At 66.8% G+C, this 19895-nt stretch carries 13 protein-coding genes; 7 read left to right on the forward strand and 6 right to left on the reverse strand.

The genetic code is table 11. The features are described from left to right. The first annotated feature begins 18 nt into the window (after nucleotides 1-18). The gene (locus QCE88_RS04785; RefSeq protein ID WP_309899649.1) at nucleotides 19-2304 is read left to right on the forward strand and encodes an arginine/lysine/ornithine decarboxylase; all 2286 of its coding nucleotides are present in this window, start codon (nucleotides 19-21) and stop codon (nucleotides 2302-2304) included. A 120-nt stretch (nucleotides 2305-2424) separates the two neighbouring features. On the opposite strand, the gene QCE88_RS04790 is transcribed toward QCE88_RS04785, so the two are convergent. After that, nucleotides 2425-3570: a helix-turn-helix domain-containing protein gene (locus tag QCE88_RS04790; protein ID WP_309899651.1), complete on the reverse strand. Its 1146-nt coding sequence runs from the start codon at nucleotides 3568-3570 to the stop codon at nucleotides 2425-2427. Nucleotides 3571-3977: 407 nt separating this feature from the next. Between QCE88_RS04790 and QCE88_RS04795 the strand changes: the two genes are divergently transcribed. Together QCE88_RS04795 and QCE88_RS04800 are read left to right on the forward strand one after the other, a co-directional pair. After that, complete coding sequence (locus tag QCE88_RS04795) at nucleotides 3978-6578, forward strand: glycosyl hydrolase family 18 protein (protein ID WP_309899653.1); 2601 nt, start codon at nucleotides 3978-3980, stop codon at nucleotides 6576-6578. Nucleotides 6579-6688: 110 nt separating this feature from the next. Beyond that, nucleotides 6689-7078, forward strand: a complete 390-nt coding sequence (locus QCE88_RS04800; RefSeq protein ID WP_309899655.1) for a putative holin — start codon at nucleotides 6689-6691, stop codon at nucleotides 7076-7078. 22 nt (nucleotides 7079-7100) lie between these two features. Here the strand turns inward: QCE88_RS04800 and gstA are convergent, their stop codons facing one another. The 4 genes from gstA to QCE88_RS04820 all read right to left on the reverse strand — a co-directional run bounded on the left by gstA (nucleotide 7101) and on the right by QCE88_RS04820 (nucleotide 11152). Further along, nucleotides 7101-7706, reverse strand: coding sequence for a glutathione transferase GstA (gene gstA / locus QCE88_RS04805; protein ID WP_309899657.1), 606 nt, complete (start codon nucleotides 7704-7706; stop codon nucleotides 7101-7103). 72 nt (nucleotides 7707-7778) lie between these two features. After that, nucleotides 7779-8708, reverse strand: coding sequence for a bestrophin family ion channel (locus QCE88_RS04810; RefSeq protein WP_309899659.1), 930 nt, complete (start codon nucleotides 8706-8708; stop codon nucleotides 7779-7781). A gap of 156 nt (nucleotides 8709-8864) precedes the next feature. After that, entirely contained in the window at nucleotides 8865-10268 is a 1404-nt protein-coding gene (gene argH, locus QCE88_RS04815) for an argininosuccinate lyase (RefSeq protein ID WP_309899661.1), read from the reverse strand. A gap of 77 nt (nucleotides 10269-10345) precedes the next feature. Then, on the reverse strand, nucleotides 10346-11152 hold the full coding sequence (locus QCE88_RS04820) for a helix-turn-helix transcriptional regulator (RefSeq protein WP_309899663.1): 807 nt from the start codon (nucleotides 11150-11152) through the stop codon (nucleotides 10346-10348). Between the two features lie 141 nt (nucleotides 11153-11293). Here QCE88_RS04820 and QCE88_RS04825 point away from each other — a divergent pair, with 141 nt between their 5' ends. Next, the gene (locus tag QCE88_RS04825) at nucleotides 11294-12058 is read left to right on the forward strand and encodes a class I SAM-dependent methyltransferase (RefSeq protein WP_309899664.1); all 765 of its coding nucleotides are present in this window, start codon (nucleotides 11294-11296) and stop codon (nucleotides 12056-12058) included. A gap of 45 nt (nucleotides 12059-12103) precedes the next feature. On the opposite strand, the gene ppc is transcribed toward QCE88_RS04825, so the two are convergent. Beyond that, a complete protein-coding gene (gene ppc, locus QCE88_RS04830) occupies nucleotides 12104-15208 on the reverse strand; it encodes a phosphoenolpyruvate carboxylase (RefSeq protein ID WP_309899667.1) in 3105 nt (1034 codons plus the stop codon). 331 nt (nucleotides 15209-15539) lie between these two features. Between ppc and hemC the strand changes: the two genes are divergently transcribed. Genes hemC through QCE88_RS04845 form a run of 3 tightly spaced genes read left to right on the forward strand, consistent with a single transcriptional unit; the run spans nucleotide 15540 to nucleotide 19851 of the window. Continuing rightward, entirely contained in the window at nucleotides 15540-16547 is a 1008-nt protein-coding gene (gene hemC, locus QCE88_RS04835; protein WP_309899669.1) for a hydroxymethylbilane synthase, read from the forward strand. Next, nucleotides 16547-18658: a fused uroporphyrinogen-III synthase HemD/membrane protein HemX gene (gene hemDX, locus QCE88_RS04840; protein ID WP_309899671.1), complete on the forward strand. Its 2112-nt coding sequence runs from the start codon at nucleotides 16547-16549 to the stop codon at nucleotides 18656-18658. The genes hemC and hemDX overlap by 1 nt, the downstream gene beginning before the upstream one ends. Then, nucleotides 18658-19851: a heme biosynthesis protein HemY gene (locus QCE88_RS04845; RefSeq protein ID WP_309903401.1), complete on the forward strand. Its 1194-nt coding sequence runs from the start codon at nucleotides 18658-18660 to the stop codon at nucleotides 19849-19851. Before hemDX ends, QCE88_RS04845 begins: the two co-directional genes overlap by 1 nt. Nucleotides 19852-19895 lie beyond the last annotated feature (44 nt).

The raw sequence follows: 19895 nt of genomic DNA on the forward strand, positions 1-19895 counted from the left end.
CATTTGGAGAATCGCCTCATGAAGTTTCGCTTTCCCGTCGTCATCATTGACGAAGACTTTCGCTCCGAGAACATCTCGGGTTCCGGCATCCGGGCGCTCGCCGAGGCGATCGAGAAGGAAGGCGCCGAAGTCCTCGGCCTGACGAGCTACGGCGACCTGGCCGCGTTCGCGCAGCAGTCGAGCCGCGCGTCGTGCTTCATCCTGTCCATCGATGACGACGAACTGCTCCCTTACGCCGACAACGTCGTCGTGGAAGGCGACACGCCCGAGCTGGCCTCGGCGATCGTCGCGCTGCGGGCGTTCATCGAAGCGGTGCGCCGCCGCAACGCCGACATCCCCATTTTCCTGTACGGCGAGACGCGCACCTCGCGCCATCTGCCGAACGACATCCTGCGCGAACTGCACGGCTTCATTCACATGTTCGAGGACACGCCGGAGTTCGTCGCGCGCCACGTGATCCGCGAGGCGAAGGTGTATCTCGACGCGCTGGCGCCGCCGTTCTTCAAGGAACTGGTGCAGTACGCGGACGAAGGTTCGTACTCGTGGCACTGTCCCGGCCATTCGGGCGGCGTCGCGTTCCTGAAGAATCCGCTGGGGCAGATGTTCCACCAGTTCTTCGGCGAGAACATGCTGCGCGCGGACGTCTGCAACGCGGTGGAGGAACTGGGCCAGCTGCTCGATCACACCGGCCCGGTCGCGGCGTCGGAGCGCAATGCGGCGCGCATCTTCGGCGCGGATCATCTGTTCTTCGTGACCAACGGCACGTCCACGTCGAACAAGATCGTCTGGCATGCGACGGTGGCGCCGGGCGACATCGTGCTGGTGGACCGCAACTGCCACAAGTCGATCCTGCACGCGATCACGATGACCGGCGCGATTCCGGTGTTCCTCACGCCGACGCGCAATCACTTCGGCATCATCGGGCCGATTCCGCGCGACGAGTTCAAGCCGGAAAACATCCGCAAGAAGATCGAGGCGAATCCGTTCGCGCGCGAGGCGCTGGCGAAGAACCCGAAGGTCAAGCCGCGCATCCTGACGATCACGCAGAGCACCTATGACGGCGTGATCTACAACGTCGAGATGATCAAGGACCTGCTCGGCGACATGCTGGACACGCTCCATTTCGACGAAGCCTGGCTGCCGCACGCCGAGTTCCACTCGTTCTACCAGGACATGCATGCCATCGGCGCGGGCCGTCCGCGCACGGGCGCGCTCGTGTTCGCGACGCACTCCACGCACAAGCTGCTCGCCGGCATCTCGCAGGCGTCGCAGATCCTCGTGCAGGACAGCGAGAACAGCACGTTCGACCGCCATCGCTTCAACGAGGCGTATCTGATGCATACGTCCACGTCGCCGCAATACGCGATCATCGCGTCCTGCGACGTGGCCGCCGCGATGATGGAAGCGCCCGGCGGCACGGCGCTGGTGGAGGAATCGATTGCGGAGGCGATCGACTTCCGCCGCGCCATGCGCAAGGTCGATGCCGAATACGGCGACGACTGGTTCTTCACCGTCTGGGGCCCGGACGCGCTGACGGAAGAGGGCATCGGCGACCGCGAAGAGTGGATGCTCAAGCCGAACGACCGCTGGCATGGCTTCGGCGCGCTTGCCGAGAACTTCAACATGCTCGACCCGATCAAGGCGACGATCATCACGCCGGGGCTCGACGTGGACGGCGAGTTCGGCGACACCGGCATCCCGGCCGCGATCGTCACGAAGTATCTGGCCGAGCACGGCATCATCGTGGAGAAGACCGGGCTGTATTCGTTCTTCATCATGTTCACGATCGGCATCACCAAGGGCCGCTGGAACTCGATGGTCACCGAACTCCAGCAGTTCAAGGACGACTACGACAACAACCAGCCGCTGTGGCGCGTGCTGCCGGAGTTCGTCGCGCAGCATCCGTCGTACGAGCGCATCGGCCTGCGCGATCTGTGCGAGCAAATTCACAGCGTGTACCGCGCGAACAACATCGCGCGCCTCACCACCGAGATGTACCTGTCGAGCATGGAGCCGGCGATGAAGCCGTCCGAAGCGTTCGCCAAGCTGGCGCACCGCGAGATCGACCGGGTGCCCATCGACGAACTCGAAGGGCGCGTGACCTCCATCCTGCTGACGCCGTATCCGCCGGGCATTCCGCTCTTGATCCCGGGCGAGCGCTTCAACCGCACCATCGTCGATTACCTGCGCTTCGCGCGCGAGTTCAACGAGCGCTTCCCCGGTTTCCACACGGACATTCACGGGCTGGTCGGCGAGATGATCAACGGCCGGGTTGAATACTTCGTCGACTGCGTGCGCGGCTGAGCGGCCGCGAGCGGTTTTATCGTGCGGGTTGTGCATCTGGCGCCCGCGCAGGTTTGACAGCCTGCGCGGGCGCTTTTTTCATGAGCGTCGCGGCGGAACGTCTCCGTACGCCGCGCAGTGTCAGCTGCCCAGCCCGGGTCCTGAATAGGAAGCGGGCATCTCGCTGACGTTGCGGCAGCCGGCCGCGTGCAGGTCCTTGACGACGTCACACCAGGCGTCGTTCACGGCTTCGGTCATCGAGCCATGCGTCCCGATCGACAGCGAAGCGGCCACGTCGCGAACGAAAACATCGTGCATGACCTGCCGGTCGCATCGCGTCAGGCTGACTGCGTGCATGTCGCGTTGGTGCGCGGGTGTCGGATGACTATTGGCGAGCGTCAGCAGCACCGCCATCGCCACGGTGACCAGCCCGGGTGGCCAGCTTCCGGGATGCTTCCGCACGGCGGCGCGAGCGGACGAGGACGGCGTACCGGACGGTTCGTCGCGCGCCGTCTCGTGCGTCCCGGCGTGTGCCTCCGCGGCCGGATCCATCGCGCAGAACCGGTAGCCGACGCCCGGCATATGGACGATCCGCTGTGCAAGGCCCAGCGGCTCGAGCGAGCGTCGCAATCGGGACACGAGACGCGTGAGCCGGTGCACGTCGATGTTTTCCTCGTTGCCCCAGATGCGCATGATCAGTTCCTGGCGCCGCAGCGTAACGCCCGGCTGCTCGACGAAGGCTTCCAGCAGCGCGCGTTCGAAGCCGGTCAGGTGGCCCGTCGTGCCTGCGAAGGTCACGGTCCCGAGCCGGGCGTGAATGACGGGCAAGCCGGTGGAGACGGAGGGAGTGGCGTGCGGCCCACCGCCCGCGCTGGCCGCGCGCCGCCGCATGTGACATTTATCCAGCAGCGCGCGCCAGCCACGCAGCCGGTTCGCGGGCGCGTCGTCGACGCCTTCCGCAGCGGCGAGGTCCTGCATCTGCAAGCCTTCCGCATCGAACCGATAGCCCATGCGCGGCAGGGTCACGATGCGCTCGCACAAGCCCAGGGGCTTCAGTGCCTTGCGCACGCGATACACCAACTGCGTGAGATAGAGATCGTCCATATAGGCGGCGCGCGGCCCCCAGATGGCATCCATGAGTTCCTCGCGTTCGCACACGCGTCCCTGCGCCGTCACCAGCAGCCGCAGGACTTCCTTTTCCTGGCCTGAGAGGCGGGCGGCCACCTGACCGCTGCAGACGCGGTCGTGTTGCCAGTCGAATCGTGTGCTGCTCCGTGCGTTGTCCATCATGCCCTCGTGCGTTGAAGACGCGTACCCTAGCAACAGGGACGGGTTGAAGACCATGGAAGAAGTGGCACGAATGCACGCAAGGGCGGACATAGCTGGAACACCCGCAAGACGATTGGCTGCACTAGCGTTGAAGACCCGTGTGGATATCGGCGGGCGTGGTCGCGGTGTGTCTTCAAGGCATCGGGCAGGGGGCGGTCAGGCGCGGCTGCACTTCTCGAATGAAATCAAGCCAGCCCGCTGGGGCCCTGTTCTTGTGGAGGCGAGCAAGGCGCGGCGGACATTGAGTATTCCACACGTTTTCCATGTGCTGATCACCTTGCATTCCTGAACATGATCCTGTCTCCCGGGGCACGAAGCGCGCCGGGCAGACAAGCTTTTTCACACTGGATCAAGAGGAATGGAAAATGAGTAACACACGCAAGGTGACGAACCGCGCCGTATCCAACGAGGTCATGACGGACCGCAAGGTCGAAGGCGGCCGGCCGAACAGCAAGCTGGTCTACAACGGCGACCCCGGCAACACCTATGGCGCGAAGGGCGCGACCGAGCAGAAGTACGGCATGAACGACTACGACCCGGCGACGGAAACCCAGGCGTTCAGCTATACGTCCGGCCGCGTGGCGAAGCGCGTGTATAACCGCTACAAGTCGAACGACAAGAAGGTGTTCGGCTATTACACGGACTGGTCGCAGTACGACGGCCGCTACCTCGACGATTTCGCCGACGCGGATTGCGGCCGCGGCGTCGACCTGATGGCGCTCGATCCGTTCGCCTACGACAAACTCATCATCGGCTTTCTGGGGATCGTCGGCGACAAGGGCGAGAATGCCGCGCACATCCAGCAGGCCGCGAAGGACTTCGCGCGCGACCCGAACGAAGCCACCTTCGTCGATGCATGGGGCGACGTGAGCTCCTATATCGACTGTGGCTTCTCGTCGCCCGCCAGCGGCAGCTACACGGAGTTGTTCTATCAGAACAAGGCGCAGGGCGTGCTCGGCGGGCTGCGCAAGCTGCACGAGAAGAACCCGAAACTCGTGATGGCGCTCAGCATCGGCGGCTGGACCATGAGCGAGGCGTTTCACTGGGTCGCCGCCGACGCCGGCAAGCGCAAGACGTTCATCGACAGCGTGCTGGACATCCTGTCGCGCTTCCCGATGTTCACCGAACTCGATCTGGACTGGGAATACCCCGGCGCGGAAGGCAACACGGGCAATACCTACGATGCCACCGACGCGCCGAATTTCGCGACCCTCGTGAGCGAACTGTGCGCGGCGCTGAAGCAGGCCGGCCGCCCGGACGTGAAGATCAGCATCGCGGTGTCGGCGGACGTCGACAAGATGAAGGCCGCGCACCTGGACAAGATGCTGGAGGCCGGCGTCTATGGCTTCAACCTGATGACCTATGACTTCTTCGGCACGCCGTGGGCGGAGGAACTCGCGCATCACACGAACCTGCATCCGTTCAACACCGATGGCTTCAGCGTCGATGCCGCCGTCGATTATCTCGAACAGACCGTCGGCATTCCGCTCGAACGCGTCGCGCTCGGCTACGCCGCCTATAGCCGCAGCGGGCGCAATGCCAGCATCGAGAGCTTCTCGCCGCTCCAGGGCAGCTACGATCCGGGCCAGGGCGCGACCACCGGCAGCTTCGAGTCGGGCGTCACCGAGTGGTACGACCTGATCTACAACTATGTCGATCTCGAGAGCCAGGCGGGTATCAACGGCTACAACGTCTACACCGACGAAGTCGCCGATGCCGACTATCTGTACAGCCCGGACTCGCGGCTGTTCCTGTCCGTCGATACGCCCCGCACCGTGAAAGCCAAGGGCGAGTATGTACGCGAGCGCGGGCTGGCCGGACTCTTCACGTGGACCATCGACCTGGATAACGGCCTGCTCGTCAATGCGGCGCGCGAAGGACTCGGCAACGAGATCGACGTGGAGCACATCGACATGGAGCCGTTCTACTTCAAGGGCATCAACGTGACGGGCGAGAATCACCCGCCGGTTGCCGTCATCGACGGTCCGGCGACGGCCGCCGCGGGCGCGACCGTGACCTATACGGGCGCGGGTTCCAGCGATGCCGACGGCGACGCGCTGACCTGCCGCTGGTCGGCGCCGGGCCTGTCGTTCGATGGCGCGACCACGATGGAAGTGAGCGGCGCCGTGCCGGCGAGCGCAGCGCCCAGGTACACGATCAGCCTGACGGTCGACGACGGTAAGGGCGGCACGGATACCGCGAAGCTCGAACTCGACGTGCAGTCGGGCAGCGATCATCCTCCGGTGGCCAAGCTGCTGGTGCAACTCGACGCGGGTACGCCGTTCCGGCTGTCGGGCGCGCAGTCGTCCGATCCTGACGGCGATGCGCTGACCTATGCGTGGAACGCACCTGGCATGCCGTTCGACGGCTCGACGCAAGCGAGCGTCGCGGCGTCGATGCCGGCCGTCACCGTGGTGACCGACTACCTCGTGCAGTTGTCGGTGAGCGACGGCACGTCGAGCGCGAGCGAGACGGTGTGCCTCGAAGCGACGCCGGTGTCCAAGCCGGTCACCGCCGTGATCACCGGGACGACCAGCGTTGCGGCGGGCGGACCGCTGGCGTTGTCGGCCGCGGCATCGACGGGTCCGGGTGTGCTGACCTATCTGTGGAACGCACCGGGCTTGCCGTTCGATCAGTCGCGCGACATGAGCGTGAACGTGACGGCGCCGGCGGTCAGCAGCACGACCGCGTATCCGGTCCAGCTCACGGTGACGGGCAACAGCGGCAGCGGCCCGGCTTCGACCGCCACGACGACCGTGACGGTCTCGCCGGTGAACGACGCGGGCACCTGGGTGCCGCAGGACTATCCGGGCGGGTCGACCGTGACGCACAACTACCAGGGTCAGGGGCTGCACACCTACGTGACGCAATGGTGGGCGACGCAGTTCGACGAGCCCGGCAATCCGGCCTGCACGGGCAAGACCGCGGCGGATTCCAAGCCCTGGATCGACAAGGGCGCGGTCTGACGCGCGGCAAGACCAAGCGGGGCGGCTGACGCTGCCCCGAAGCGGCTGCGCGGCGGCGTCTTCATGGGCGCCGCCGCGCTGCCGGAACCCCACGTTGCACACTTCAGATCATGATCGTTCTCTATCCGGTCACGCCTGCCTGCGGGTCCGAATGCCTGATGGACATGGTGCGCTGCTTCGATCCGTTGGCATCCGGCATGCATGCCGATCCGGCGCAGACGCTGGGCGTTGTGTGCGGCGCGCTGATTCACCTGACGCGCTCGCGCGAGCATTCGTCATGGCGCGCGGTGATCTTCTTTCTTATCTCGCTGGTGGGCGGGTACTACCTGTCCTGTCGCGCGCTGCTGGACTGGCCGGCTATCGAGCCCTGGTTCACGGGTTTCGTGTGCAGCGCGATGCTCGTCTCGGTGGCCACGCTGTCGTTCGACTGGACCGAGCGCCGCATCGTGCCGACGCTCGACCGTCTGTACAAATGGCTCGTGCGGCGCATCTGCCGATGACGCTATGGTCAAGCGGCAAGGCTCACAGCAAGCCTTCTGCCTTCATTGCCGCCTGCACGCCGTGGCGTGCGCCGACCCGTTCCTGATACGCGACGAGCGCCGGCCATTTGCCGAGATCGAGATCCACATGCTTCGCCCAGCCGAGCACGGTGAAGAGATAGGCGTCGCCGATGCTGAACGTGTCGCCGAGCAGGAACTGCTTGTCGTCGATGTGATGCGCGACATACGCGAGACGGCGCTCGAGCGTGGCCATGGCGGCGGCTCGGGAATCGCTGGCCAGGCGCGGGGTGAAGAGCGGAGAGAAGTTCTTGTGCAGCTCGGTGCCGATGAACGTGAGCCAGCTTTGCAGCCGATAGCGCGCCATCGCGTCGGCGAGCGGGGCGAGATTTTTTTCCGGCGCCTGATCGGCCACGTACTGCATGATTGCCGGACCTTCGGTCAGCAGTTCGCCGTTGTCGAGCAACAGCGCCGGAACATAGCCTTTCGGGTTGATCTGGTTGAAGTCGGCGCCGCTCGCGGTGGTCTTGGTCTTGAGATCGACGGCTTCGGTGGTGTAGGCCAGACCGGATTCCTCGAGCGCGATATGCGAGGCGAGCGAGCACGCGCCCGCCTTGTAGAACAGTTTCAAAACGTTTCCTCCAGGTTGAGTGCGCACGATTATCGACGATGTCATGCGCACCCTGCTTGAGAGGAAGAAGGGTCAGTCGAGAATGTAGTCGGGCGTGTTCGTCGCGCAGCGCGGCGCGCGCGCGAAGCCGGAGTCGGCGGCGAGGTCGTGCAGGGCGGTTTCGATCCCTTCGCAGATGGTATTCAGCGCGAGATCGTTCTCTTCGAGCCCGAACGGGTCCTCGATCTGCGCGGCGATCGCTTCGAGCGCCATGAACGCATAGGCGAGCAGCAACGCGAACAACGGCGTGAGCAGGCCGGCGCCGTCGACGAGGCCGAACGGCAGGAACGCGCAGAACAGATAGATGGTGCGGTGGATCATCACCGAGTACGAGAACGGCAGTGGCGTCGAGGCGAGGCGTTCGCAGCCGCCGATCACGTCCGACAGCACGTTCAGGTTGTGCTGCAAGGCGAGCACCGCATAGCCGTCGAGGGCGCCTTCGCGCTGACGCTGTGCGACCCATTCGCCGAGCCAGAGCATGATGAGCGCCGGGCGAAAGGTCGCGGCCGCGAGACGCGCGTGCAGCTCGGGCGGCACGCGCGGGGCGAGATCGGCCAAGGCGTCGGTGCCGCGCAACTGGTGACGCAGCGCATGCGCCAACGCGCCGAGCGCGGCGATGAACTGGCGCGACTGCACCGGCTCGCGCGGCGCCGCGAGCGTCAGCGCCTGTTGCGCGAGCGCGCGCGAGGTGTTCAGCAACGCGCCCCACAGCTTGCGGCCTTCCCACCAGCGCTCATAGGCCGCGCTGTTGCGAAAGCCGAGAAACACCGCGAGCGCGATGCCCACCAGCGCGAACGGCGGCGTGCCGAGTTCGACCGGATAGGCGCGCATGGTGTCGTGCATGATGATCGCCGTCACCGACAACACGAAGATCAGCCCGAGCCGCGGCAGAAGCTGCGGCAGCACGGAGCCGCGCCAGACGAACAGCAGCCGGAACCAGTTGAGCTTGGGGCGGATGATCATGGCGTGGAGGGTGTGGGAGGCGTGGAGGGCGCGACACCCGATTATCGCGAATCAGCCGGGCATTGCGCAGGGACACTCGGTCGCGGCCGGGAACGAAAAAGGCCGTTCTTGCGAACGGCCTCGGGGGTCTTCAGGGCGCGGTGAAATCTCGCACGGTCAGAGCGCCGCGCGCGCGGCCTGCGCCGCCGCCCGCACCTGATCCGGCGCGGTGCCGCCCGCATGGGCGCGGCTCGCGACCGAACCTTCGAGCGTCAGATACTCGAACACGTCCTCGCCGATCAGATGCGCGACGTTCGGCAGTTCCTTACGCATCTCGTCCAGCGACAGGTCCGCGATGTCACACTCGCGGTCCACGCAAATGCGCACCGCGTGCGCCACCGCCTCGTGCGCATCGCGGAACGGCAGGCCGCGCTTGACGAGATAGTCCGCGAGATCGGTGGCGGTGGAGAAGCCTTGCAGCGCCGCGGCGCGCATCGCCTGCGGCTTCACCGTGATGCCCGCGGCCATTTCCGCGAAGATGCGCAGCGTGTCGGCGACTGTATCGACGGTGTCGAACAGCGGCTCCTTGTCTTCCTGATTGTCCTTGTTGTAGGCGAGCGGCTGGCCTTTCATCAGCGTCAGCAGCGCCATCAGATGGCCGTTCACGCGGCCGGTCTTGCCGCGCGCGAGTTCCGGGACGTCCGGGTTCTTCTTCTGCGGCATGATCGACGAACCGGTGCAGAAGCGGTCGGCCAGATCGATGAAGCCGACGCGCGGGCTCATCCACAGCACCAGTTCCTCGGAGAAACGCGACACGTGCGTCATGACGAGCGCGGCGGCCGCCGTGAATTCGATCGCGAAGTCGCGGTCCGACACGGCGTCGAGCGAGTTCGCGCAGATGCCCTCGAAGCCGAGCGTCCTGGCGACCGCCTCGCGGTCGATCGGATAGCTCGTGCCGGCCAGCGCCGCCGCGCCCAGCGGCAGGCGGTTCACTCGCTTGCGGGCGTCGCGCATGCGTTCGGCGTCGCGCGAGAACATCTCGACGTAGGCGAGCAGATGGTGACCGAAGGTCACCGGCTGCGCGACCTGCAAATGCGTGAAGCCGGGCATGATGGTGTCGGCGTGTTGCTCGGCCATGTCGATCAGCGCGCCGCGCAGATCCTTCAGGAGATCGCCGATGCGGTCGATCTCGCCGCGCAGCCACAGGCGGATGTCGGTGGCCACCTGGTCGTTGCGCGAGCGGCCGGTGTGCAGGCGCTTGCCGGCATCGCCGATCAGCGCGGTCAGGCGCGCCTCGATGTTCAGATGCACGTCTTCCAGATCCAGCTTCCACTCGAATTCGCCGCGCTCGATCTCGCCCTTGATCTGCGCCATGCCGCGCTCGATGGCCGCGAGGTCGTCGGCGCCGATGATCTTCTGTGCCGCGAGCATCGAGGCATGCGCGAGCGAGCCCTGGATGTCGACGAGGGCGAGGCGCTTGTCGAAGAACACCGACGACGTATAGCGTTTGACGAGCTCCGACATCGGCTCGGAGAAGCGCGCGGACCAGGCCTCGCCTTTTTTGTGGAGTTGGGAACTCATGGTGATGTGCTGTGCTGTGGCGGACGGAAGGAGCGGCGCGTTGCGCAGCCGGAAGACTGGGATTTTAACAAAAGGCGTCACGCCTCCCCGACGAGGATCACGAGCTTCAGATCTTCGCGATGCGCCGGCTTGAAGGTGATCTGGTTGAACACCACGCGGCCGCGCGCCGGATGATGGAACGCGCGCTCGCCGCCTTCGCGCTCGAACACGTCCTGCGAGGCCCAGTAGCGCGCGAACGCATCGCTCGCGGCGCTCAGGGTGTCGATCAGCGCGCGCGTCGGCGGATCGTTCAGATGGCGGATGGAATCCGCCCGGAACTCGGCCGCGAGCCGCCGCGCGCGCGTGTCCCAGTCGACGATCAGTTCGCGCGCCGCCGCCGACGTGAAGGTGTAGGTCAGCAAGTTGCGGTCGTGCGCGCCGTCGAGCCAGCCGACGAACAGATCCGCCGCCGGCGCGTTCCAGCGCAGCGCGTTCCATTGGCGGTCGAGCACGTAAGCCGGCGCGCCGATCAGGCCGACCGTCTGCAGCAGCGCGGCGGGCGCGTCCTGGCTGGCGGGGTCGGGCTCGGCGGGATCGCGCTGCGCCGCCAGCTCGAACAGATAGGCGCGCTCGGCGCGCGACAGCTGCAACGCGACCGCGATGCGCGCGAGTGCGTCGGCGGAGGCGGATACCGGCCGGCCCTGTTCGATCCAGGTGTACCAGGTGGGGCTCACGCCGCACAGTTGCGCCACTTCCTCGCGGCGCAGGCCGGGCGTGCGGCGGCGCGGGCCGGGCGCCAGCCCGACGGCCTGCGGCGAGAGGCGTTCGCGATGCGCGCGGATGAACTCGCCGAGCGCGCGGGCGGGCGTTTCGGCGAGGATGTCGGACTTTTCTATGGAACTCATGCAAGGCGCTGAAAGCGGGGTTCAGCCATGACAGGTGGTGGAGATACCAGAATAACTGCTTGACTTGTACCGGTACAGGGCGGGCTCTATTGTAGCGGCTTGTAGCGCCAGACCTTCCCCACACCGAACCGGAGATTCGCCATGAAACACCACGAACAGGTCGCGGACGCCTTCGGCAGCACGGCTGCCGCTTACCTCACGAGCGCCGTCCACGCGAGCGGCGCGGACTTGCAGACGCTCGCCGCGACCTTCGCGGCCACCTGCGGCAACGCGACCGTGCTGGACATGGGCTGCGGCGCGGGCCACGCGAGCTTCGCGATTGCGCCGCACGTGCGCGAAGTGGTGGCCTACGACATCGCGCCGCAGATGCTGGCGACGGTCGAAGCCGCCGCGCGCGAACGCGGCCTCACGACCGTGCGCACGCAGCAGGGCGCAGCGGAAACGCTGCCCTTCGCCGATGGATCGTTCAACTGGGCCGTGAGCCGCATGAGCGCGCATCACTGGCGCGACGTGCCGGCGGCGCTGCGGGAGGTGCATCGCGTGCTGAAGCCGGGCGGGCGGCTGCGCTTCATCGACATTGCGGGCGTCGACGATCCGCTCTACGACACGCATATCCAGGCCATCGAAGTGCTGCGCGACGCCTCGCATATCCGCGACTATCGCGCGGACGAATGGCTCGCGATGCTGGACGCCGCCGGTTTCGAGGCGCGCGTCGGCGAACGCTGGCGCATTCCGCTCGAATTTGATGCATGGGTGACGCGCATGCGCACGCCGCCCGAGCGCGTGACGGCCATTCGCTCGATGTGGGACAGCGCGCCCGACGAAGTGCGCCAGTACTTCAGCGTGACGGAGGATGGCTCGTTCGAACTCGATGCGATGCTGATCGAGGCGCAACGGCGCGACTGAGGTCAGCGGCGCCGTTGTGCTGCACACACAAGGCGCCGCCACGCATCAGCCGGTGTTGCGCAAGCCGGCCGCGATGCCGTTGATGGTCAGGTGAATGCCGCGCCTGAGCCGCACGTTCTGGTCGCCCGCGCGATGCCGCTTGAGCAATTCGACCTGAAGGTGATTGAGCGGATCCAGATACGGGAAGCGGTTCTTGATCGAACGCGCGAGCAGCGGGTTGTCGGAGAGACGTTCGCCCCGGCCGGTGATCTCCGCGAGCACGCCGCACGTGCGCTCATGCTCCGCGACGATGCGGTCGAACACGTGCTTGCGCAGCTTCTTGTCGCTGACGAGCTGTGCATAGCGCGACGCGACCGCGAGATCGGTCTTGGCGAGCACCATGTCCATGTTCGACAGCAGGTTCTTGAAGAACGGCCAGGTCTTGCACATCTTGCGCAGCAGGGCGAGGCGTCTGGCGCGTTCTTCCTCGGAGCCGGGTTGGTCGAGATACGCCGTCACCGCGCTGCCGAAGCCATACCAGCCGGTCAGCAACAAACGGCACTGGCCCCACGAGAAACCCCACGGAATCGCGCGCAGATCCTCGATCTTGCGCTGCTTCGGGTCCTGCATCTTGCGCGAGGCCGGCCGGCTGCCGATGTTCAGCTCGGCGATCTCGGCAATCGGCGTCGACGAGAAGAAGTAGTCGGTGAAGCCCGGCGTCTCGTAGACGAGCGCGCGATAGGCGGCCATCGCCGAATCCGAGAGCGTCTGCATCACGTCTTCGAACTGCGGCAATTGCGCGGGCGCATTTTCGTGCGGCAGCAGCGAGGCTTCGAGCGTCGCGGCGACCACCGTCTCCAGATTGCGCCGGCCGATTTCGGGATTGCCGAACTTGCTCGAAATCACTTCGCCCTGTTCGGTCAGGCGGATCTGTCCGTCGACGGTGCCGGGCGGTTGCGACAGGATGGCCTGGTAGGTCGGGCCGCCGCCGCGTCCCACCGTGCCGCCCCGGCCGTGGAACAGACGCAGCGTCGTGCCGCGTTCCTTGAACAAGGTGACCAGCGCCAGTTCCGCGCGATACAGCTCCCAGTTCGAGGTGAGAAAGCCGCCGTCCTTGTTGCTGTCGGAATAGCCGAGCATCACTTCTTGCTCGTTGCCCTGGTTGCGCACCAGCGCGTCGATGCCCGGCAGCGCGAAGAACTCGCCCATGATGACCGGCGCATTGCGCAGGTCGGCGATGGTCTCGAACAGCGGAATCACCATCAGGCCGTCGCGCGCGGAGTCTTCCCGGCTGCCGAGGCAGCCTTGCAGCACGCCGGTTTCCTTCTGCAGCAGCATCACTTCCAGCAGGTCGCTGACCGTTTCCGTGTGCGAAATGATGTAGTTGCGCACGGCGCGCGCGCCGAACTTGCGACGGGTCTCGCGCGCCGCTTCCAGCACGCCGAGTTCGCTTTTCGCGAGGTCGGAATAATCGGCATACGGCAGGCGCAGCGGACGCGGCTGGGCCAGTTCCTTCAGCAGCACCGCGCGTTTTTCTTCCTCGGAGAGCGCCGCGTAGTCGGCGCTCACGCCGGCCCGCGCGAGCAGTTCGGCGATGACCGCCTCGTGGATGTCCGAGCTCTGCCGCAAGTCGATGCTCGCCAGATGGAAGCCGAACACTTCCGACGCGCGCACCAGCGGCGAGAGCCGCAGGATGGACATGGACGCACCATGATGCTCGGCGAGCGAATCGACCAGCACATGCAGGTCGCGGGTGAATTCGGAGGCGTCCGCGTAAGGCGTCGCGCGAATCTGCGGGGCGCCCGGCCCGGCGCTGCGCAGCGCCACGACGCCTTCGCCGAGACGCACACGCGCGCTGGCCGCGAGCCGCGTGTACATGCCGATCAGCGCGCGCCGGTACGGCTCGTCCGTGCGATGCACCGACTGGTCCGGCGAGGCGTCGGCGAGCGCCTGAAGCGCCTCGCTCGACCCGGCGAGCAGGTTCGACACGGACAGTTCCGCGCCCAGCAAATGCACCTGTTCCAGATAGTGCTCGAAGATCACCGCTGCCTGGCGCGTGATCGCGGTTTCGAGCGTTTCGCCGACGACGAACGGATTGCCGTCGCGGTCGCCGCCAATCCAGCTGCCCATCTGGAAGAACGGCGGCAGGCGCACGGGCAGCCCGTGTTCGCCGAGCGCGGTCTCGATGTCCGCGTAGAGCGCCGGAATCTCGGCCAGGAAGGTGGCGCGGTAGTAGGACAGCGCGTTGTCGATTTCATCGGTGACCGTGAGGCGCGCTTCGCGCAGCATGCGGGTCTGCCATAGCGACGTCACGCGCGCGCGCAACACCGCTTCGTTGCGGGCGCGTTCACGCGCGGTCAGTTCCTGGTCGCGTTCGGCGAGCAGGCGGGCGATGTCGTGCTGCGCATCGAGAATGCTCTTGCGCGACACTTCGGTCGGATGCGCGGTGAGGACCGGCACGATCAGCGCGTCGCCGAAGAACTTGTCGAGCTGTTTGCGGGTCGCGCTGACGGTCTGTTGTTCGCGCATGCGTTCGATCGCGTAGGCGATCGTGCCGGGTTGCGAGCCGGAGCCGGCGAGCGCGTGAATGCGGCGGCGGCGGTTGTGATGACGGTCTTCGGCGATGTTCGCGAGATGCGAGAAGTAGCTGAACGCGCGCACGACCGAGACGGTCTGTTCCGGCGACAACGCGCGCAGCTTCTTTTCCAGCGCCTGCGAGGCCTCGACGTCGTCTTCGCGGCGGAACTTCACGGCCGTCTGACGAATGGCTTCGACCACGTCGAACACGGCGTCGCCTTCCTGCTCGCGCAGCACTTCGCCGAGCAGACGGCCCAGGAAGCGGATGTCTTCGAGGAGCGGCCGGTCCTTGTCGTCGCGCGCGCGGGTGGAGGGTTTCGGCATGGTCTTCGACGCGGCGGGCGTCTTGAGCGCAGGCTTGGGAACGGACTTCTGCGCCGACTTTGAAGCGGCCTTTGAAGCAGTCTTTGAAGCCGCCTTGATGCCGGGCCGGGGTTTCGGCGCGATGGCGGCCTTCGATGCCTTGGCGACGGTGGCCGGCTGGCCGGGGCGGCGACGGTGGCGGTCGCTGGCCGGCGCGGGCGTGCCGGCGGGGGAAGACTGGGGCGATGCGGCGTTGCGGCGCGCGGAGCGAGCCGATGCAGAAGACGTCACGTTGAGTTCCTCTCAGAAGCGGCACAGCCAGGGCACATCGACTCGAAACGCCGAATCGGCGCGTGGGTACGGCGAGCAAGCGCCGGCCGCCGAACGGCCGTGCTTCACACTTGCGACAGCATGCCGCGCGATTCACCGCGTCGCGCCACGCGAACCGGGCGAAGGCGGCGCCGAGCCGCCATTCCGCTGGGTCCGAACGTGCCGCGAATGCCCCGAAAGGCGCATCGGACAAGGCTTTCGCGCGATGCCGGCGGGTCGGTGAGCCGTGGCGTGCGTGCTACCATTGTTCGCTAATGTCCATTCATCAATCCCGTCATTCAATCAAGCATCAATGAATTCCGAGACGCATTCGGCGACACCGCCCGCAACCCTGACCATCGCTTCGCGGGAAAGCCGCCTTGCCCTGTGGCAAGCCGAACATGTGCGGTGTGCGCTGCACAAATTATATCCACGTTGCGACGTGAAGATCCTTGGAATGACCACGCGCGGCGATCAGATCCTCGATCGCACGCTGTCGAAGGTCGGCGGCAAGGGTCTTTTCGTGAAGGAACTCGAAGCCGCGCTCGCCGAAGGCCGCGCCGATCTCGCGGTGCATTCGCTCAAGGACGTGCCGATGGAACTGCCCGAAGGCTTCACGCTCGGCGCCATTCTCGAGCGCGAGGACCCGTGCGACGCCTTCGTCTCGCCGCATTTCGAATCGCTCGAAGCGCTGCCGGCGGGAAGCGTCGTCGGCACCTCGAGCCTGCGTCGCGAAGCCATGATTCGCGCGCGCTTTCCGCTGCTCGACGTGCGCCCTCTGCGCGGCAATCTCGACACGCGTCTCGGCAAGCTGGATCGCGGCGAGTATGCGGCGATCATTCTCGCGGCCGCGGGTCTCAAGCGGCTCGGCCTGGAAGCACGTATCCGCGCGCGTCTCGAACCGGCGCAGAGTCTGCCGGCGGCGGGGCAGGGCGCGCTCGGCATCGAGATTCGCGCCGACCGCGCCGAACTCGCCGCGTGGCTCGCGCCGCTGCATGACATGCGGACCGCGCTGGCCGTCGAAGCGGAACGGGCCGTATCGCGCGCACTGGGCGGCAGCTGTGAAGTGCCGCTCGCCGCGTATGCCGAATGGCAGGGCGACGCGCTGCATCTGCGCGGCGCGGTATCGATGCCGGATGGCCGGCGCGTGTTGCGCGCCGAAGAATCCGTGCGCGCGCCCGACCTCGCCGCCGCGCTCGCGCTGGGCCAGCGCGTGTCGACGGACCTCGAAGCGCAAGGCGCGCTGGAGATCGTCGCGGCGCTCGCCACTTCGCGCTCCGGCGACGGTCCGAACACGGCGCCCGCGGGGCCGCGTTCCTGATGCCGGGCCCGCGCCGCGCCACCGTCATCGTCACGCGTCCGGCGGGACAGTCGTCCACGCTGCTCGCGCGTCTCGCCAGCGCGGGGTTCGACACGCTGGAATTTCCGCTCATCGATATTGCGCCCGTCGCCGACGACGCCCCGCTGCGCGCCGCGCTCGATCAGCTCTATCTGCCGCCTGACGCGCCCGAACGTTACGCACTGGTGGTGTTCGTGTCGCCGAATGCGGTGGATCACGCGTTCAGCCGGCTCGCCGCGCCGTGGCCCGCTGATTTGCCGGTGGCCGTGGTGGGCCCCGGCTCGGTGGCTGCGCTTGCCCGCCAGGGCGTGCATGCGCCCGCGCAGCGCGTGATTACGCCGTCGGCGGAGGAAGCCGATCCCCGTTTCGATTCCGAAGCGCTGTACGCAGCCATCGAAGCCGAGTTCGGCGCCACCGGTCTTGAAGGCCGGCGCGTGCTGATCGTGCGTGGCGACGGCGGCCGCGAATGGCTCGCCGAGCGCCTGGTCGCTGCGGGCGCGCAGGTGGAGAAGGCCGCTGCGTACCGGCGCGTGTTGCCGGAGCCGTCGATGCAGAAGTGGGAGCGCGTGCACGCGCTGCTCACCGGCGAGCCGCCCATGCAGGACGCGCCGCACGCGTGGCTGCTGACCAGCTCCGAAGGCGTGCGCAATCTGAACGAACTGGCCTGGGAGCATCTGACCGCCGATGAAATCGCGCGCCTGAAACGCGCGCCGCTGGTCTGCCCCCATCCGCGCATCGCCGAGGCCGCGCGGGGAGCGGGTTTTGATAGGATGACGGTGTCCGGCGCGGGGGACGACCGCATCGTCCACGCGCTGGAAGCCTTGTTTCCGTCCGGCACGAGCGACGCGGAGGCATCGGCCCGGACGCTCCATACGGCCCAGACCCACGGGCACCCTGAGGCTGACGCACCTGCTGCTCCGGCTTCTCAACCGGCCCCGGCCCCTCAACCGGCCCCTCAACCGGCTCCATCACGCATGACTGATCCGAACAATTCCAAGAAAGACGCACCTCAGCCGAACGTGACACCGCCCTTGCCGCCCAACACGCCGTTCACGCCATTCGAGCAGCAGAAGCGGCGCGGCGCCGCGGGCCTTGTCCTGTTGTGGGTCGTCATCGTCGTTCTGGCGGTGGCGGCGGGCGCGGGTGCGTTCGTCCTGAACCGCAAGTTCGACCGCGCCGGCACGCAACTGTCGCAGCGGCTCGCGCAGGCGGACCAGCAGAACGCCGAGCTGCGCGCCAGGGCCGATCAGGCCGCGAGCGCCACCACCGCGCTCAACACCCAGCTCATCCAGATGCAAGGCAAGCTCGCGGACGCCGAAGCGCACAGCCAGGCGTTGCAGCAGCAATATCAGGATCTCGCGAGCAATCGCGACGACTGGACCGTCGCCGAAGTCGAGCAGATCCTGTCGAGCGCAAGCCAGCAGCTCCAATTGACCGGCAACGTGCAACTGGCGCTGTTCGCCCTGCAGAGCGCCGACACCCGCCTCGCCGCCACCAATGGCCCGCAGGTCGTGGCGATCCGCAAGGCGATCGCGCAGGACATGGACAAGCTCAAGTCCGCGCCGACCACCGACCTCACCGGTCTCGCCATCAAGCTCGACACGGCCATCGGCCAGATCGACCAGTTGCCGCTCGCCGGCGAAGCGCCGATCGCCCGTGCGCGCGCCCAGGCCGACGCGCCCGCGGACAGCGCTTCCGTCGCCGCCGCCACCGGCGAGCCGCGCTGGAAGGTGCTGTGGCGGCAGATCACGAACGGCATCGGACAACAGCTTTCGAGCCTCGTGTCGGTGCGCCGCATCGATAACGCCGACGCCATGCTCACGTCGCCCGACCAAGGCTACTTCGTGCGTGAGAACGTCAAGCTGCGGCTGTTGTCGGCGCGTTTGTCGCTGCTGTCGCGCAGTGAACCCACGCTGAAGTCGGACCTGAGCGCCGCCGACGCCGCGCTCGCCCGCTACTTCGATCCGTCGTCGAAGAAGGTGGAAGCGGTGCGCGAGCTGGTGAAGCAGGTCGATCAGGCGTCGCTCGCGGTCGCCGTGCCGAACCTCAACGACAGCCTCGCCGCCGTCCACCAGTTCAAGCGAGGCGGATGATGACGACTCGTGGACTCATCTGGCTTGCGCTGCTGTTCGCCGTCGCGGTGATCGTCGCGACGGTCGGCGGCTTCAACGGCGGACAGATCCTGCTGGTCATGCCGCCGTATCGCGTAGACATGTCGCTGAACCTGTTCGTGGTCGCGCTGGTGGTGTTGTTCCTGGTGCTGTACGCGTTGATTCGCGCGGCGCGCGGCGTCTGGAAAATGCCGTCGCGGGTGGCGGCCTATCGTGCGCGCAGCAAGCTGGCAAAGGCGAATGCCGCGCTGCGCGACGCGGTCGGACATCTGTATGCCGGCCGTTTTTCGAAGGCCGAGAAGGCCGCGCGCGATGCGCTCGCCGTGACCGACAACAAGGGCGCGGCCGGGCTGATCGGCGCGAGCGCGGCGCACCGGCTGCACGAGTATGCCCGGCGCGACGAATGGCTTACACAGGTGGGCGGCCCCGAGTGGCAGGACGCGCGCCTGATGGCCACCGCCGACATGCGCGCTGACGGCCGCGACGCCGATGGCGCGCTCGTCGCGTTGACCGAGATGCAGGCGCAGGGCGGCCGGCGCATTCACGCGCAGCAGATCGCGCTGCGGGCGCAGCAGCAGTTGAAAAACTGGGGCGAAGTCCTGAAGCTCGTGCGCATGCTGGAGAAGCGCGAGGCGCTGCATCCGGCGGTGGCCATGCGGCTGCGCCAGGTAGCGGCGGAAAACCTGCTGCGCGACCGGCGTCACAATCCCGATGCGCTGATCGAGTTCTGGCAGTCGCTCTCGGCCATCGAGCGTCAGTCGCCGCGTCTCGCCGATCTCGCCGCCGAGCTGCTGATCGCGCTCGACCGTCGCGCGGAAGCGAAGAAGATCGTCGAGGACGCGCTCGCGCACAACTGGGATGCGCGGCTGTTGCGGCGTTATCCGGACTGCATCGTCGGCGGCGACGCCTTCCCGCTGATCCAGCGCGCCGAGGCCTGGCAGAAGGAGCGCAGCGAAGACGCCGATCTGCTCTTCACGCTCGGCCGGTTGTGCCTGCATCAGCAGTTGTGGGGCAAGGCGCAGGCTTTTCTCGAATCGGCGCTGAAGCTCGCCGACAACGAACCGCTCAAGATCCGCACGCATCGCGCGCTCGCCCGTCTGCATGAACAGCTCGGCGATACGCAGCAGGCCGCGGAGCACTATCGCGCGAGCGCGATGGCGATGAACGTCGTGTGATTCGTGCCGCGCCGGGAAGGATAGAAGCCGCATGAGCGAACGTT

It is taken from the genome of Caballeronia sp. LZ035, assembly GCF_031451175.1.
In the GTDB taxonomy this organism is placed as follows: domain Bacteria; phylum Pseudomonadota; class Gammaproteobacteria; order Burkholderiales; family Burkholderiaceae; genus Caballeronia.

What these genes read in the sequence shown, in the direction of transcription:
- QCE88_RS04785 (WP_309899649.1), top strand. Translation starts at nt 19, where the DNA reads ATGAAGTTTCGCTTTCCCGTCGTCATCATTGACGAAGACTTTCGCTCC.
- QCE88_RS04790 (WP_309899651.1), bottom strand. Translation starts at nt 3,570, where the DNA reads ATGGACAACGCACGGAGCAGCACACGATTCGACTGGCAACACGACCGC.
- QCE88_RS04795 (WP_309899653.1), top strand. Translation starts at nt 3,978, where the DNA reads ATGAGTAACACACGCAAGGTGACGAACCGCGCCGTATCCAACGAGGTC.
- QCE88_RS04800 (WP_309899655.1), top strand. Translation starts at nt 6,689, where the DNA reads ATGATCGTTCTCTATCCGGTCACGCCTGCCTGCGGGTCCGAATGCCTG.
- QCE88_RS04810 (WP_309899659.1), bottom strand. Translation starts at nt 8,708, where the DNA reads ATGATCATCCGCCCCAAGCTCAACTGGTTCCGGCTGCTGTTCGTCTGG.
- argH (WP_309899661.1), bottom strand. Translation starts at nt 10,268, where the DNA reads ATGAGTTCCCAACTCCACAAAAAAGGCGAGGCCTGGTCCGCGCGCTTC.
- QCE88_RS04820 (WP_309899663.1), bottom strand. Translation starts at nt 11,152, where the DNA reads ATGAGTTCCATAGAAAAGTCCGACATCCTCGCCGAAACGCCCGCCCGC.
- QCE88_RS04825 (WP_309899664.1), top strand. Translation starts at nt 11,294, where the DNA reads ATGAAACACCACGAACAGGTCGCGGACGCCTTCGGCAGCACGGCTGCC.
- hemC (WP_309899669.1), top strand. Translation starts at nt 15,540, where the DNA reads ATGAATTCCGAGACGCATTCGGCGACACCGCCCGCAACCCTGACCATC.
- hemDX (WP_309899671.1), top strand. Translation starts at nt 16,547, where the DNA reads ATGCCGGGCCCGCGCCGCGCCACCGTCATCGTCACGCGTCCGGCGGGA.
- QCE88_RS04845 (WP_309903401.1), top strand. Translation starts at nt 18,658, where the DNA reads ATGACGACTCGTGGACTCATCTGGCTTGCGCTGCTGTTCGCCGTCGCG.